A 15,325-nucleotide genomic window follows, 5' to 3' on the forward strand; every position below is an offset into this window, starting at 1 on the left:
TCCCCGTCAATGCTGTGCTTCCGCCCCACCGCTGTCGCGACGGTTCCCGGCCGGTCTGACGTGCCACCCCCCGCACAGACGTTGGTCACTACGAGCTTGCTCGATGGCCCAGCGGTGCCCGTCGTGTGGGGCGATCTCCGCTTCCCCCGCCGCGGAGCGGGCGGGTCAGGTTCGGAAGCGGCCGACCAGTTGGGTGAGGCGGGTCGAGACCTGGGTCAGTTCGCCCGCGGCGCCTGTCACCTGGCTGATGCCGTCTGCCGTCACCTGGGCGATGTCGGCGATGCTGCGGACGCTGCCCGCGATGCTGATCGCGCTGTCCGCGGCGCCGCCGATGTGGGTGCCGATGCTCGCGGTGCTCGCCGACTGTTCCTCGACGGCGCTGGCGATGCTGCCCTGGTAGGCGTTCACAGTGCCGATCACCTCGCCGGTCGCGGTGATGGCCTCGACGGCGCGGGCGACGTCGCGCTGGATGGCGGCGATGCGGGACGTGATGTTCTCGGTGGCCTCGGCGGTCTGCTGGGCCAGGGCGCGCACCTCGTCGGCGACCACGCCGAAGCCCTTGCCGGCCACGCCGGCCCGCGCGGACTCGATGGTGGCGTTCAGCGCGAGCAGGTTGGTCTGCTTGGCGATCGCGCTGATCATGCCCAGGACCTCGTTGATCGCGGCCGAGGACTCGCCGAGGCGGGTGACGGTGGCTGTGGCCTCGTCGGCGCGGGCGACGGCGTCGGCGCCGGCGGTGCTCGCGGCGGCGGTGCTGCGGGCGATCTCGCTGATCGAGTTGCCCATCTCGTTCGCGCTGGCCGAGACCGTGTGGACGCTCTGCGAGACCTCCTCCGCCGCCCCGGCCGCGGCCTGGGCCTCGGCGTGGGTGCGCTCGGCGTTCATGGTCATGCCGGCGCTGATCACCGACAGCTCGTGCGCCGCCGCCGAGGCCGTGCCGGCGGTCTCGGCGATCTCCCGGACCAGCCGGGCGATGTTGTCGGCGAACCGGTTGAAGCGTTTCGCGAGGTCGCCGACCTCGTCGCGGCGGGACTCGTCGACGCGGCGGGTCAGGTCGCCGTCGCCGTCGGCGATCTCGGCGATGCGTTCGGAGAGCACGTTGATCGGGCGGACGATGCCGCGGGTCAGCCACAGCGAGACCATCAGCAGCAGCACCGCGGCGATGAGCGTCCCGCCCAGCACGGTGCGCTCGGTCGAGTCGACGACGGAGTTCGACCTGGCCTGCAGCGCGGCGATGCGCTGGCGTTGCGCGGCGAGGAGCTCGCCGGTGACGCTCTGCACGCCGGCCGTGAGCCGCTGGGCCCGGTCCGCGTCGGCGACCTTCCGGGCGGCCTCGAAACCGCCGGACTGGCGGGCCTGCACGACGCGGTCCATGAGCGCGAACCGCGCGTCGAGCAGCGGGCGCAGCTCGCGGATGCGGTCCCGCTCGGCGGGGTCGGCGCCGATGCGCCGGGCGATGTCGGCGAACTTCGCGGTCGCGGCGTCCTGCGCCTGCTGGTGCGCCTTCAGGTCGGCGTCGGCGCCGGAGACGAGGAACGCCTGCGTGCCGCTGGAGGAGGCCTGCAGCGCGTTCCACAGCTCGTCCAACTCGGACATGAACGCGTGCGCCGCCTCGACCTGGCGCTGGTCGTCGGTGAGCCGCAGCGTGTTGCGGTACGCCACCGCGCCCACGGCGATGAGCAGGACCAGCGCCACCGCGAACCCGGCCAGCAGCCGCCGCCCGATCGTCCACCGGATGTCGCGCAGCGCCCCGGTCAGACCCCCGCTCGGGGCCGCCATCAGGCGTCCCGCCGGAACTTCGTGATGGAGCTGTCCCGGGCGACCCCGTCGGCGGCGGCCTGCATCCGGGCCGCGAAGTCCGCGGGGCGTTTCAGCGCGCCGGACATCACGTCGGCGATGGTGGCCTGCCAGGCCTTGTCCAGCGCCCCGTACCAGTCGTTGAACTTCCAGGTCATGAGGTTGTTCCCGGCGCCCTTGACGACCTCGTTGGCCGACGCGAGGCCGCTGGAGCCGGCGACCCCGTCGGCCGAGCCCTTCCGGCTGGCCAGAGAGTTCGTGAGCTCGCTGAAGCGGCCCGCGCCGGCCTTGGACAGCATGACGCGCAGGTACTCCAGCCCGCCGGCCTTGTTCTTCGCCATCGTCGGCACCGCGAACGTGCCGGAGGCGCCCGCCCGGGCCGACCCGTAGGGCATCGTGTCGCCCGTGCCGACGCTCCACACCGGCACGATCGTCAGCTTCACCGACGCCGGCAGCGTCGCCTTCATCTCGTTCTCCAGCCAGGTGCCGCAGGGCAGCATCGCCGCCCGGCCGTCGATGAGCGCCTGCTGCGACTCGGTGTGCGACAGCTTGTCGCTGCCGGCCAGCACGAAGCCGCGCCCGACGAGCTCGATCGCCAGCTCCACCGAGGCGAGCACGGCCGGGTGCTGCCAGGCGCCCGGTTCGAGGTTGTCGATCGCGGCCGCCGCCGCGGCCCCGCCGGCCTTGTGGATCCAGTCGGCGATGGTCCAGCCCATGTAGTACGGGTACTTCCCGGCGTGGGCGAACGGCGCCACCCCGGCCGCCTTGATCTTCGGGGCGAGCTCCAGGAACTGCTCCCACGTCTGCGGCGGCGACCAGCCGGCCGCCTGCCAGCGGGTGGCGTCGTAGAAGAGACCGAAGACGGTGTACATGTAGTTGAGCCCGTACACCTTGCCGTTGAACGTCCCCGACTCCACCGTCCCGGGCAGCAGCGTGTCGCGCACCTTCACGCCGGGGTCGTCGAGGCTCGGGCTGTCCAGCAGCTCCGTCAGGTCCAGCAGGGCACCGTCGTTGACCAGCTCGCCGGTCGTGAACTGGTCGGCGCCGTCGTTGTTCATCACGTCGGGCGGGTCGCCGGAGTCGAAGCGGCCCTTCAGGTCGCCGACGATCTTCTTCGTCGACGTGTGCTTGATCTGCGCCCGGGGGAAGCGCTTGCGGTACAGCTCCTCGTGCGCCTTGGCGTAGTCGTCACCGAAGCCGCCGTTGAAGATCACCACCTCGAGCGCGCGCTCCGGCGTGATCCCGAACGGGTCGAACGCCGCCGTGGGCGAGCCGTCGTCCCCGCATCCTGCGAGCAGCCCCGCGGCCGGCAGCGTCGCCGCGGCCAGCAGCGCCCGTCGTGACAAGTGGTTCACGCACGTTCTACTCGGCCGGGAACCGTGCCGCTTGAGCATTCGCACCGGCGCGGTCCTCCCGCAGGGTGCCTCCGCCCACCCGGCGGCCGGTTCAACCAAACCCGGTGGTGTTCGCCGGTGCGCGGCGAACATTCCCCTGTCCACGCAGCCGGTGCGCCCACCCGCAGGTTCGTTGTTCGCCGGCGGCCGGGCGAACGCCTCTTGCCGCGTGTACTGGGCGCCGCAAGCACTTCGCGACCAGTACACCGGAGGACGAACATGCGAACGAAGCCCTGGACACTCCGTCAGGCCGTCATCGTCACGACCGCGCTCTCGCTCGGCTCCACCGCGGGGGCGGTCGCCGAGCAGGCCGCGACGCGGTTCGGGTTCACGCATCCCGGCCCGGGCCAGCTCGCGGCGGCCGTCACCACCCTGTGGATCCTCGGCCGGCTCGACGCGCTCATCGACGAGCGGCGGTAGAGGAGTCCGCGTCCAGGTAGTCCTCGGCGGCGCGCAGGACCACCGGCGCGGCGACCTCGGCGAGCCTGAGCAGGCACTGTTTCCAGCCGCTCAGGCCGAGCGAGCCGGCGAGCAGCCGGTGCGCGTGCGCCGGCGGCACCACGGCGACCAGGGCGTTGACGGCCTGGACCCGCCGGTCGGGCTGGGTGATCGTCCGCACCACCGCCTCGGCCTCCGCCGCGAGCTGCTCCGCCCGGTGCGGGTCCCCCGCCGCCCGCACCGCGGCGATCAGCGGTGCCAGCGCCTGCACCCGCTGCTCCGCGACCGGCATGCCGCGGGTCAGCCGCTCGGCCCGGCCGAGGTCGCCGGCCTCGATGGCGGCCAGGCAGACCTGGGCCAGCGCCCACGACTGCTGCTCGGGGTCGCTGACGGCCAGCGCGACGGCCTCGGCCCGGTCGTGGTCGCCGCGCTCCGCCAGCGACGCGGCGACGTCCGTCATCGCCTCGGCCTGCCGGTACGGGTCGGGCAGCATGAACGCGATCGCCTCGGCCCGCCTGCCTGCGGCGGCACCGCCGGCCCGGACCAGCCGCGCCAGCGCCCTGGCCCGCTCGTCCGGGTCGTCGAGCCCGTACGCGACGGCCTCGGCCCGCTCGGTCTCGCCCGCCGCGGCGAGCGTCTCGATGAGCTGTACCAGCGCCCAGGTCCGCTGCCCGGGGTCGGCGACGGCCCGGGCGACGATCTCGGCCCGGTCCGCCTCGTCGTTCGCGGCGAGGACCTCGACGAGCTGGACGATCAGCCACGCCCGCTGTTCCTCGTCGGGCAGCTCGTCGATGGCGTCCCGGACCTCCGCGGTCAGCCGCCACGCACGGACCCGGTCGGCGACGAGGACGGCACCGACGAGCTGGATCATCGCCGGGATCCGCTCGTCGGCGTGCGGCAGCTCCCGGATCGCCGCGTCGACGTCCGTCGTGAGCCGGGCGGCCTCGTCACCGCCGAGGCCGGACGCCAGCTTCATCAGGGCGATGCGGGCGAGCACCCGCTGGAACGGGTCGGCGAGGTTCGAGGCGACGCGCTGCGCCCGGTCGTGCAGCCCCTGGCGGGTCAGCGTCTCCGCGAGCTGCGTCCGCGCCTCGGCCTGCTGGTCCGGGTCGTCGACGGCGTCGACGAACGCCTCGGCCCGGTCGGGCTGTCCGGCGGCCGCCGCGACCGCGGCCAGCTCGCAGGTGGTGCGGGAGCGCAGCGCCGGGTCGGGCACCGCGCCGGCGAGCTTCTCCGCCAGCGGGAACGCGCCGGTCCTGGCGGCCGTCGTGGCGAGCCGGGCGAGGGCCTGCGCCCGGAGCTGCTCGTCCGGGATCGACCGGGCGAGGCGTTCGGCCAGGCCGAGGCGCCCCGTGACGGCGACCGCCGCGGTGAGGGCGCCGAGGGTGTGCGCCCGGGTGAGCACGTCCACCGTCCGGCCGGCCGTTTCGGCCTGGACCGCGAGCGCCGCCGCCCGCCGGTGGTCGCCGGCGGCCGCGACCGCGTGGCCGACCTGGGTCAGCGCCGCCGCGCGCTGGTCGGCGTCGGGCAGTGCGGCGGCGTACCGCTCCGCCCGGTCCGGGCCGCCGGCGGCGATGATCGCGGCCATGAGCTCGGCCATGAGCTCGGCACGGACGGGTGTCCGCTGCGCCCGCTGCAACCGGCCCGCGGCGGCGTGGGCGGCGGCGACGTGCCGCTCGATCTCACCGGCGCCGGTGAACGGGCTGAGGCGGATCAGCGCGATCCACACCGCGGCCTGCTCCGCCGGGTCGGCGATCCTCGGCGCGGCCGCGGCCACCTCGGCGGCGAGCCGTCGCGTCTCGTCGGGGCGGCCGGCGGTGTACAGCGCCGCGGCGAGCTCCGCGTACGCCAGCGCCCGCGCCCCCCTGCCGCCGATGCCGCCAGCCGAGGCCAGCGCGTCCACGACCAGCGCGTCCACGACCGACGCGTCCACGACCGACGCGTCCACGACCAGCGGCGCGGCACCGTCCGCGACCAGCGCGTTCACAGCCGACGGGTCCGCGACCGGTAGAGCGGCGCCGTCCGCCGCCGGTGCGTCCACGACCGGCGGCGCGGCGCCATCCGCCGCCGACGTGTCCACGACCGGCGGTGGGGCGCCGTCCACGACCAGCGCGTTCACAGCCGGCGCGTCCACGACCAGCGGCGCGGCGCCATCCGCCGCCGACGTGTCCACGACCGACGCGTTCACGGCCAGCACGTCCACGACCGACACGTCCACGACCAGCGGCGCGGCACCGTCCACCGCCGACGTGTCCACGACCGACGCGTTCACGACCGACGCGTCCACGGCCAGCACGTCCACGACCAGCGGCGCGGCGCCATCCGCCGCCGACGTGTCCACGACCGGTGCGTCCACGACCGACGCGTCCACGGCCAGCACGTCCACGACCGACACGTCCACGACCAGCGGCACGGCACCGTCCACCGCCGACGTGTCCACGACCAGCGGCGCGGCGCCATCCGCCGCCGACGTGTCCACGACCGACGCGTCCACGGCCAGCGGTGCGGCGCCGTCCGCCGCTGGCGCGTCCGCGGCCGGTGGTGTGGCGCTTGCCCGGGCGGTGTGTTCCAGCAGGCGGGTCAGGGCGCTCGTGCGGAGACGCGGGTCGTCGATCAGGCGGCCGAGGGTCTCCGCGGATCGCAGGTCGCCGGCGGCGAGGACCGCGTCGACGAGCTCCAGCATGAGCTCGGCCTGCTCGACCGGTCCGTCGATCGTCCTGGCGGCGGCCGCTGCCTCGGCGGCGAGGGCGCCGGGGCCGCCGGGCGCCGGCGCGCCCCACTGCAGCAGGCCGGCCAGCGTGCGGGACCGGGCGGCCGGGTCGGTGATGGACCGGGCCAGCGACAGCGCCTCGGTGAAGAGTCGCTCCGCTCGCAGGCTCCGGCCGGCCACGCGGACCGCGGCGGACAGCCGGGCCAGCGCCACCGACCGGCCGCTGCGGTCGCGGGCGGCGTGCGCCGCGGTCTCCGCCTCCGTCATGAGCCGCTCGACCTGGTCGGCGTCGCCCGCCGCGCCGAAGGCCCGCAGCAGCTGGCTCATCGCCAGCGCCCGGTGGTCCGGGTCGATGATCGACCGGGCCAGCGACATCGCGAGCGGTAGGTCGCCGTCGTCGAGGACGGCGCCGACCAGACCCAGCATGCTCCGCGTCCACCGGTCCTGGTCGATGGCGCTGCGGGCGAAGCGCGCCGCGCGGCGGTGGTCGCCGATGCTGACCGCCGTCTCGACCAGGTCGGCGAGCGACCGTTCGTGCCGCTTGGCGTCGACGATGCTCCACGCGACCGTCTGGGCGAACCGCTCGTCGACGGTCCCGGCGACCGCGGCCGCCAGCTGGGCGAGGGCCATGTTCTGCGCCACGGGATCGGCCATGCCCTGCGCGAGCGCGTCGCCCCGCGCGGGCTCCCCCAGGACGACCCATAGCGCCGGCAGGCCGGCCGGGATGTTGGCGTTGCGGGCGGTGAGCTCGTCCAGGCGCAGCGCGAGACGGACCATGGCGCGCAGGTCCGGCTCGGGCCGGCCGATGATCAGGTCCTGGGCGGCCCGGACCTCGGCCATGCCCGCACCGTCGCCGCCGGTGACGGCGAGCAGCCGGTCGTGCCGGTCGTGGTCCACGGCGAGCGCGATCAGCCGCCCCGGATCGGGCAGCGACCGCAGCATGCGCGGGTAGCCGTGCAGCAGGTACTGCGGCGTGCCCACCGGCCAGCGCTTCGCCCGGTAGCCGTCCGCCCAGGCGTGGATCCGCTCCCGGTGCCGGCCGATCGCGGCGCCGAGCCCGCCCACCGCCTGCTCGCGCAGCTCGTCGTGGGTGAACAGCAGCACCGGCTCGGGCGCGGACGCGTGCACCGGCCGGACGGCGACCGACCGGCCGAAGACCCCACCGATGAGCCGCTCCAGGCGGAACCGGTCGAGCCCGGTCAGCTCCTCCAGCTCGGCCACCGTCAACCCGTCCGCGCACGCCGTCAGCAGGCCGATGACGTCCACGTGCGTCGAGTCGCCGAGCAGCAGCGCCCGCAGCTCCTGCCGCGCCTGGGCGGCGATGCTGCTGGCGTGCGGAAACGCCGTCAGCCAGCGGACCCGGCAGTGCCGCAGCGGATGGTCGCCGGGCACGTCGTCCGGCAGCGGCGGGTCGGGGCGGCTCGACACCACGATCCGCAGGTTCGGGACGGCGTGCCGCGGCAGCAGCGACGCCACGCTCGCCAGCCCCGACCCGGTCTCCGCGCCCTTGTCCTCGTCGAGGCCGTCGACGACGAGGAGCAGCCGGCGGCCGGCCAGCTCCGCGTGCCGGGCCGCGGTGCGTAACAGCGGAAGCCACCGCGACACCTGCGCCGCGGGCGCCGACGCGTCCAGCCGCAGCTCCAGCAGGCCCGTCAGCTGTTCCACCAGCGCCCCGGCGAACGCGTTGCTGTCCGACTGGGTCGCGAGGCGGGCCGTGACGAAGAACGCCAGGACGTCGACGCCGGGCTGCGGATGGCGCACGAACGTCGCCAGCAGCGCCGACTTGCCGGCCCAGGGCTCCGCCTGTATCCAGAGGTACGGCTCGTCGCCGGCACAGAACGCGGCGAGCTCCGCCAGCTCGGCCTCGCGGTCCCTGAGCCCACCGACGGGCACCAGGTCGTCGACGTGCGCCGCGTAATCCGGCCGCCACCACGGCAGTACAGGACCGGCCACACCCGCCTCGTCCGGCTCGCCGGCACCGTCCTGGTCGCCGGACACGGTCTCGCCGGCACCGTCCGGCTCGCCCGCGCCGGTCACGGCGGCAGCGCCGGTCACGGCTCCGTGGCGGGCGACCTGCGCGGCCGCGTCGGCGTAGATCCTGGCCCTGACCTGGTCGTCGGCGGAGCCGCCGAGCGCCCGGGCCAGCGCCACCGCCAGGTCACCGCTGGGTGTCTTCCGCCCGCGGAAGATCTCGCTGAGATGCCCGATGGACGGCCTGCCGCCGTCGCGGGCCGAGGTCAGCCGGGCAGCGATCTGCCGCAGGGTCGGCCGGCCGGCGTGGACCTTCAACCTGGCCAGCAGGTCGACGAGGGCACGACGACCGGCGCTCACCGGATCGGCCCGCCCGTCCACGCACCCAGATTATCGATCCTCGATACCGGCACCGCGCCGACGCCCCGGTGCGGATGTCGTGTCGCCCGCCTTGGTCACCGCCGGGGAGGCGTTCTGTTCGCGGGATCGCGGCGCAAGGCAGAATCGACCGGGTGCTGAGCGCGACAACGATCATGGACCAGGACGACGAGCGGATCGGTGACTACCGGGCGCTGACCGACGTCGAGCTGCGCACCCGGTGGGAGCCGCCCAACGGGCTGTTCATCGCCGAGGGCGAGCTGGTGCTGCGCCGGGCGCTACGGGCCGGCTACCGGCTGCGGTCCGTGCTGATCGACAGCAAGCGCGTCGGCCAGCTCGACGACCTCCCGCTCGGCGACGTCCCCGTGTACGCCGGCGACCAGGCGACGCTCGAGGCGATCACCGGGTTTCACGTGCACCGGGGGGTGCTGGCGAGCTTCCACCGCAAACCGGACCTTGCCGCGGCCGACATCCTCACGACCGCGCGGCGGGTCGCGGTCCTGGAGGACGTCAACAACCACACGAACGTCGGGGCGATCTTCAGGGGCGCCGCGGCGCTCGGGATGGACGCGGTGCTGCTGTCGCCGTCGTGCGCGGATCCGCTGTACCGGCGGAGCGTGCGGGTCAGCATGGGCGAGGTGTTCGCGATCCCGTACGCCAGGATCGAACCGTGGCCGGACGGGCTCCACGCGGTCCGGGAGGCGGGGCTGACGCTCCTCGCGATGACGCCGGCCGCCGATGCGGTGCCGATCCAGACGCTGAGCGCGGCGCAACGGGAGCGGACGGCGCTGCTGCTCGGCGCGGAGGGCCCCGGACTGTCGGCCAAGGCCCTCGACGCCAGCGACGTACGCGTCGTGATCCCCATGCGGAACGGGGTCGACTCGCTCAACGTGGCGGCCGCGGCGGCGGTCGCCTTCTGGGAGCTCTGCCGCTAACGCTCGAGCTCGTGGGACGGCTGCTGGAACTCGGCGGTGAGCTCGGCGGCGGTCACCTGCGTGCCGGACACCTGGGCGGCGGCCGCGGCGGCCTCGGCGTTGGCGGCGGCTGCCGCGTCCTCGGCGGAGCGGCGGGCCTCGATGACGTCCTCGGACTCCTCCTCCTCGGCGACGTTGCGCTTGACCAGGTCGGTGCGGGCGGCGTCGGACAGCTGCGCCATGCCGCCCAGCGCGCCGCCGATGCCCTCCAGGGCCTTCGTCAGCTCGACCGGCAGGATCCACAGCTTGTTGGACTGGCCGGCGGCGATCTGCGGCAGCGACTGGAGGTACTGGTACGCCATGACCTTCGAGTCCGGGTTGGCCACGTGGATCGAGTCGACCACCGTCCGGATCGCCTTCGCCTGACCCTCGGCGGTGAGGATGCGGGACTGGCGCTCACCCTCGGCACGCAGGACCGCGGCTTGCTTCTCGCCCTCGGCGGTGAGGATCTGGGACTGCTTGAGACCCTCGGCGTGCAGGATCGCGGCGCGGCGGTCACGCTCGGCGCGCATCTGCTTCTCCATCGAGTCGCGGATGCTCGGCGGCGGCTCGATCGCCTTCAGCTCCACGCGGGTGACCTTGATGCCCCAGCGGCCGGTGGTCTCGTCGAGGACGCCGGACAGGTGGCGGTTGATCTCGTCGCGGCTGGTGAGCGCCTTCTCCAGGTCGAGGGAGCCGATCACGTTGCGCAGGGTCGTCACGGTGAGCTGCTCTATGCCCTGCAGGTAGCTGAAGATCTCGTACGTGGCGCGGACCGAGTCGACGACCTTGAAGTACAGGACGGTGTCGATCGACACGACCAGGTTGTCGGAGGTGATGACGGGCTGCGGCGGGAAGCTGACGACCACCTCGCGCTTGTCGACCTTGTTGCGCACCGAGTCGATGAACGGCACCAGGATGTTGAGGCCGGGCGTCAGCGTGCGGCTGTACTTGCCGAGCCGCTCCACCACGTACTCGACCTGCTGCGGCACGACCTTGACCATCTTGGTGACCGTGACGATCGCCAGGAGGGCGGCGGCGATGACGACGACCGCCAGGAACACACTCGGATCCACGTAACTCAGTCCTTCCACACCATCGCGGTAGCACCCTTGATCTCGATCACCCGGACCCGCTCCCCGATCGCGAACGTCTGCGTCGCGTCGTAGGGCCGGGCCCGCCACAACTCACCGTCGATCTTGATCTGGCCGCTGTCGTGGTCGACCGCCTCGATGACGAGCGCCGTCGAGCCTTCCAGGGCCTCGACGCCCATCTGCATGTCGCGCACGTCGCGGCGCATGTATCGCTTGAGCGTCGGCCGCACCGCCAGGAACGACAGGGCCGACCCGGCCGCGAACACCGCCGCCTGCACCGGCACCCCGGCACCGAGGGCGGCGGCGCCCGCCGCGGCGAACGCGCCGATCGCGAACATCAGCAGAATGAACGTGGTCGTGAAGATCTCCGCCGCGAGGAGCGCGGCGCCGACGACGATCCAGACGATCAGCCACAGGTCCACGCTTCGATCGTGTCACGCCGATGCACGCGGCGCTCGCGTCTGATCACTCGTCTTGCCGAATCCTTGTCGATACGCGGTGCGGCCCGGCCCGGTGCACAGTTGGGGAATCAGTCGCCCGCTTCGTCCCCGCTTCGCCTTTTGGAGGCCTTCCGTGCCGTTGCTGCCCGAGACCGTCTCGTGCGTCGACGACCTCGTCGCCCGCGCCCACGCCGGTGGGCGGGTGCCCGTCCTCGTCGCGGGCGTCGTCCGCGACGGCGCCCTGCAGCACGTCGCGACGGCCGGGCTCGACCAGCCGGTCGCCGGGCTGCAGTTCCGGATCGGGTCGATCACGAAGACGATGACGGCGGCGCTGGTCATGGCCCTGCGCGACGAGGGGAAGCTGGCCCTCGACGACCTGCTCTACCGCCACCTTCCCGGCACGCCCGTCGGCACCGTCACCCTGCGGCAGCTGCTCGGCCACGCGGGCGGCGTGCAGCGCGAGCCGGACGGCGACTGGTGGGAGCGCGCCGCCGGGGTGGACGTCGACACGTTCCTGTCCACGCTCACCGCCGACAAGGTCGCCTACCCGCCGCTGCGCGGATACCACTACTCGAACCTCGCCTACGGGCTGCTCGGCGCGATGGTCGCCCGCCTCGGCGGCGAGGACTGGCAGTCGATGCTCGCGAAGCGGTTCCTCGGCCCGCTCCATCTCGACCGTACGACCTACGCCGAGGCCGAACCGTTCGCCCGCGGCTACGTCGTGCACCCGTGGCTGGACGAACTGCGCGAGGAGCCGCGGCACGACGCGGCCGCGATGGCACCCGCCGGCCAGCTGTGGTCGACGGTGGAGGACCTCGGGCGCTGGGCGGCGTTCCTGGCCGAGCCCGACCCGGCGGTGCTCGCGCCGGCGACCCTCGACGAGATGTGCGCGCCGGTCGTGCTCAGCGACCTCGACGGCTGGACCGCGGGGCACGGCCTCGGCCTGCAGCTGTGGCGGCGCGGGGAGCGGGTGTTCGTCGGCCACACCGGCTCGATGCCCGGCTACCTGGCGGTACTGGCCGCACACCGGCCGTCACGCACCGGAGTGGTCGCGTTCGCCAACGCGTACACCATGCGCTATCGCGACTCGGGCGGCCTCAGCGGCTTCGGGCTGGACCTTCTCGGCGCGGTGCTGGACCGTGAGCCCGTGCGGGTGGCGTCGTGGCGGCCGCGCGAGGAGCCGCCGGCGGAGATCTTGCCGCTGACCGGCCGGTGGTGGTGGATGGGGCGCGAGCACGAGGTCGGCTGGGCCGGCGGCGAGCTGGTCGTCACGCCGCTGACCGCCGGGGGCACGCCGTGGCGTTTCGTGCCGGACGGGCCCGCGCCGGACGTGTGGCGCGGGCTGTCCGGGGACTGCGACGGGGAGCTGCTGCGGGTGGTGCGTGACGGGGACGGCGCGGTGGTCGCGCTCGACGTCGCGACGTTCCTCTTCAGCCGGGATCCGTGGCCTGTGCTCTAGGCGTCCCCGTTTTTCTGGCCTCCGCCTCAGGCGTCCTCGTCGTCGTCCAGGTCTTCGTCGGGTTCGGTCACAAAGTCGATGAGGCGCTCCATGGCGTTGATCAGCGGGGTCTCGACATCCTTGTAGCTGGACACCGAGGCGAGGATGCGGCGCCACATGTCGGCCGGCTCGCTCACGCCGAGCTGGTCGCAGACGCCTTCCTTCCAGTTCTGCCCCGGCGGGACGACCGGCCACTGGCGGATGCCGACGGCCTGGGGTTTGACCGCCTGCCACACGTCGATGTACGGATGACCTGTGACGAGGACGTAAGGCGACCGGATATTTCCGACAATTCGGCTTTCTTTGGAGTTTGGTACGAGATGGTCGACGAGGACGCCGAGCCTGGCGACGGGCCCGGGGTGGAACTCGGCGACGGCCGCGGCCAGCTCGTCGATGCCGTCCAGAGGCTCGACGACGACACCCTCGACACGCAGGTCGTGCCCCCAGATCCGCTCGACGAGCGCCGCGTCGTGGATGCCCTCGACCCAGATCCGGCTCCGCCTCGCCACGCGCGCCGTGAGCCCGGCCACCGCGATCGACCCCGAGCTGGTGATGGTGCTCTTCTGCCGCTGTACCGCCAGCTTCGGCTTGACGAGCGTCACCGGCTCGCCGTCCAGCAGGAACGCGGCCGGCTCCAGCGGGAAGTTGCGCCGCTTGCCGTGCCGGTCCTCCAGCACCACCGCGCCGAACTGGTAGCCGACCACGGCACCGCAGAACCCCGAGTCCACATCCTCCACGACGAGGTCCAGCTCGGCGTCCACCGTCGGGACCGTGCGCCGGCGCCGCCAGTCGTTGTTCGCCAGGACGTCCATGGACGGCAAGCGTATCGGCTGACGCCCCCAGCGCCTGCGAGACATACCGGCACGTCAGCACGTACCCTTGCTCCCATGTCCCCCGCAGCACGCGCGGCGACCCTGCAGGCGCGCCGCTCGGCGCGTTTCGTGGCATGGGTCCGGGCGTGGCGCGCCGGCCTCGTGCCGTGCGACGACGCCGCCGCCGAGATCTCCGGCGACGAGGAGCACATGGTCTCCGACGTCCCCGGCACGTGGACCGACGTATCCCTCGTGGATGCGATCACCGCGCTGTCCAAGCTCCACCCGGACGAGGTCCGCCTGGTGCTCCCCGCACCCGGCGACCCCCGCGGCCTGCCGGGCCCCGGCCCCTTCAGCAGCGCCGCCCTCCTCGCCGGCGAGGGCGTCATCGCGGGCGGCCTCGGCTTCGTGCCGGAGGTCCGCCTGCACACCTCGGGCTCGGGGGACGAGTTCGAGACCGTCCGCTGGCAGGTTTTCGTCTTACCCGCGGCCGTCCCGGCGCCGCTGGACGGCCCCTCGACCGCCGAGGCCGAGGCCGAGCTGTCCGCCGAGCTGGCGACCGCCACCCGCACCCTCGCGAAGCTCGACATCGCCCAGTGGCGCCCCGAGCTCGCCGGCGCGATCGAGGCCCTCCGCAAACCCGACGGCGCCACCGACCTGCCACCCGGCTACGACCCACGCGCCCGCCGCCTGTACGCCCGCGCGGCCATCCTGGACCGCGTGCTCGCCCTCGCCGAACACGCCGCACCCGGCGGCGCCATCAACGGCTACGAGGTCCAGCAACGCGACGCCGCCCTCCGCCCTCTCACCACCGCCTGCCGCCGCGCCCTGGTAGCCGCCTGCAACGCCCCCCTGATCTGAGGCTGTAATTCCCCGCTGCAATCCCCCCACCGCTGCCGCGGCGGGGCCCGGCGGGGATTCTCACCCGCACCCCCATGCGCCGCTGCGCGGCGCACAGCCCGCGCTTGCGCGTGGCTGGGATTGCGCGTGCGCGCCGCATCCGGTGGTCGCCCCCTGCGCCACATCCGACGGCCACCGTCCGGCCCGTCATGATCCGGTAACCCTTGAGCACCCGCCACCCGGCACCACCCGGATGAGCCGCCTCAGGAAACGCCCAGCACGTCCCGGCTCACCGAGCACACGGCCGACACACCCTCCGCGCCATGATCCGGTAGACCTTGGGTAGCCAGGGCTGCACAAAGTCTTCCCGATCACCGAAACCCCGCGCCTAGCCACACCAGCGACGCACCCAGAAACCCCCGCCCACGACCACCGCCCCGCCCGGGACCAGTGACGCGCCCGGAACCAGTGACGCACCCGGGACCAGTGACGCACCCGGGACCAGTGACGCGCCCGGAATCAGCACCCCGCCCAGAACCACCGCGTGGCCCAGAACCAGCGACGCGCCCAGGACCAGCACCCGTCCGGGACCAGCGACGCGCCTACGGCAGGCCACTCACGACCCAAGCAAGCCCAGAACACGCTTAGAACACGCCCCACCCGCGACCACAAGCCCAGAACAACAGGCCCCACCCACGACCAGCAGCGCACCCTGGGCCCAACGCGCCAGAACCAACGACGCGTCCGGGACGTGCCCCGCCCGCGGTGCGCCCGGGTCGCGCCTGCGCCGCGACGGCCGGTTCGTGCCCGTGGGCCTCACCGCCTCGGCGCGGCGCGCCAGTGGTTGCTCTCCTGCTCCGTCGCGATCTGGGGACCCTGAGCACTCAGAAGTGCACAGAGTCCTCAGGTTCAGCGAGGACGCCGACGACGAGCCCCGTGATCATGGGTCGCAGGTCCATGATCACGGCAGCCCGCCAGCCCAGGCCCGATGCGTCGCGCG

Annotated in this window: 10 protein-coding genes; 4 read left to right on the top strand and 6 right to left on the bottom strand. The window is 73.7% G+C overall.

Annotated features, from left to right (window positions below; genetic code table 11):
- Positions 1 to 165: 165 nt before the first annotated feature.
- Positions 166 to 1,779, bottom strand: a complete 1,614-nt coding sequence (locus tag ABD332_RS17135; RefSeq protein ID WP_344502926.1) for a methyl-accepting chemotaxis protein — start codon at positions 1,777 to 1,779, stop codon at positions 166 to 168.
- A complete protein-coding gene (gene ngcE, locus ABD332_RS17140) occupies positions 1,779 to 3,152 on the bottom strand; it encodes an N-acetylglucosamine/diacetylchitobiose ABC transporter substrate-binding protein (RefSeq protein WP_344502927.1) in 1,374 nt (457 codons plus the stop codon). Before ngcE ends, ABD332_RS17135 begins: the two co-directional genes overlap by 1 nt.
- Positions 3,153 to 3,410: 258 nt before the next feature.
- On the opposite strand from ngcE, the gene ABD332_RS17145 reads away from it, so the two are divergent.
- Positions 3,411 to 3,611 (top strand): hypothetical protein, encoded by a 201-nt coding sequence (locus tag ABD332_RS17145; protein WP_344502928.1) that lies wholly within the window; start codon positions 3,411 to 3,413, stop codon positions 3,609 to 3,611.
- Here ABD332_RS17145 and ABD332_RS17150 read toward each other — a convergent pair.
- Complete coding sequence (locus ABD332_RS17150) at positions 3,592 to 8,691, bottom strand: P-loop domain-containing protein (protein ID WP_344502929.1); 5,100 nt, start codon at positions 8,689 to 8,691, stop codon at positions 3,592 to 3,594. The genes ABD332_RS17145 and ABD332_RS17150 overlap by 20 nt on opposite strands.
- Before the next feature lie 152 nt (positions 8,692 to 8,843).
- Between ABD332_RS17150 and ABD332_RS17155 the strand changes: the two genes are divergently transcribed.
- The gene (locus ABD332_RS17155; protein WP_344503241.1) at positions 8,844 to 9,623 is read left to right on the top strand and encodes a TrmH family RNA methyltransferase; all 780 of its coding nucleotides are present in this window, start codon (positions 8,844 to 8,846) and stop codon (positions 9,621 to 9,623) included.
- Here the strand turns inward: ABD332_RS17155 and ABD332_RS17160 are convergent.
- A complete protein-coding gene (locus tag ABD332_RS17160; RefSeq protein ID WP_344503242.1) occupies positions 9,620 to 10,645 on the bottom strand; it encodes an SPFH domain-containing protein in 1,026 nt (341 codons plus the stop codon). The genes ABD332_RS17155 and ABD332_RS17160 overlap by 4 nt on opposite strands.
- A 77-nt stretch (positions 10,646 to 10,722) precedes the next feature.
- On the bottom strand, positions 10,723 to 11,151 hold the full coding sequence (locus tag ABD332_RS17165) for an NfeD family protein (protein WP_344503243.1): 429 nt from the start codon (positions 11,149 to 11,151) through the stop codon (positions 10,723 to 10,725).
- A 157-nt stretch (positions 11,152 to 11,308) separates the two neighbouring features.
- Between ABD332_RS17165 and ABD332_RS17170 the strand changes: the two genes are divergently transcribed.
- Positions 11,309 to 12,634 (top strand): serine hydrolase domain-containing protein, encoded by a 1,326-nt coding sequence (locus tag ABD332_RS17170; protein WP_344502930.1) that lies wholly within the window; start codon positions 11,309 to 11,311, stop codon positions 12,632 to 12,634.
- Between the two features lie 26 nt (positions 12,635 to 12,660).
- On the opposite strand, the gene ABD332_RS17175 is transcribed toward ABD332_RS17170, so the two are convergent.
- The gene (locus ABD332_RS17175) at positions 12,661 to 13,485 is read right to left on the bottom strand and encodes a DUF3097 domain-containing protein (protein WP_344502931.1); all 825 of its coding nucleotides are present in this window, start codon (positions 13,483 to 13,485) and stop codon (positions 12,661 to 12,663) included.
- Positions 13,486 to 13,560: 75 nt separating this feature from the next.
- On the opposite strand from ABD332_RS17175, the gene ABD332_RS17180 reads away from it, so the two are divergent.
- Positions 13,561 to 14,346 (top strand): hypothetical protein, encoded by a 786-nt coding sequence (locus tag ABD332_RS17180; RefSeq protein WP_344502932.1) that lies wholly within the window; start codon positions 13,561 to 13,563, stop codon positions 14,344 to 14,346.
- Positions 14,347 to 15,325 lie beyond the last annotated feature (979 nt).

It is taken from the genome of Dactylosporangium maewongense, from assembly GCF_039531485.1.
Taxonomy (GTDB): Bacteria; Actinomycetota; Actinomycetes; order Mycobacteriales; family Micromonosporaceae; genus Dactylosporangium; species Dactylosporangium maewongense.

Coding starts and splice junctions, on each gene's coding strand:
- ABD332_RS17135 (WP_344502926.1), bottom strand. CDS start 1,779: ATGGCGGCCCCGAGCGGGGGTCTGACCGGGGCGCTGCGCGACATCCGG.
- ABD332_RS17145 (WP_344502928.1), top strand. CDS start 3,411: ATGCGAACGAAGCCCTGGACACTCCGTCAGGCCGTCATCGTCACGACC.
- ABD332_RS17155 (WP_344503241.1), top strand. CDS start 8,844: ATGGACCAGGACGACGAGCGGATCGGTGACTACCGGGCGCTGACCGAC.
- ABD332_RS17160 (WP_344503242.1), bottom strand. CDS start 10,645: ATGGTCAAGGTCGTGCCGCAGCAGGTCGAGTACGTGGTGGAGCGGCTC.
- ABD332_RS17175 (WP_344502931.1), bottom strand. CDS start 13,485: ATGGACGTCCTGGCGAACAACGACTGGCGGCGCCGGCGCACGGTCCCG.
- ABD332_RS17180 (WP_344502932.1), top strand. CDS start 13,561: ATGTCCCCCGCAGCACGCGCGGCGACCCTGCAGGCGCGCCGCTCGGCG.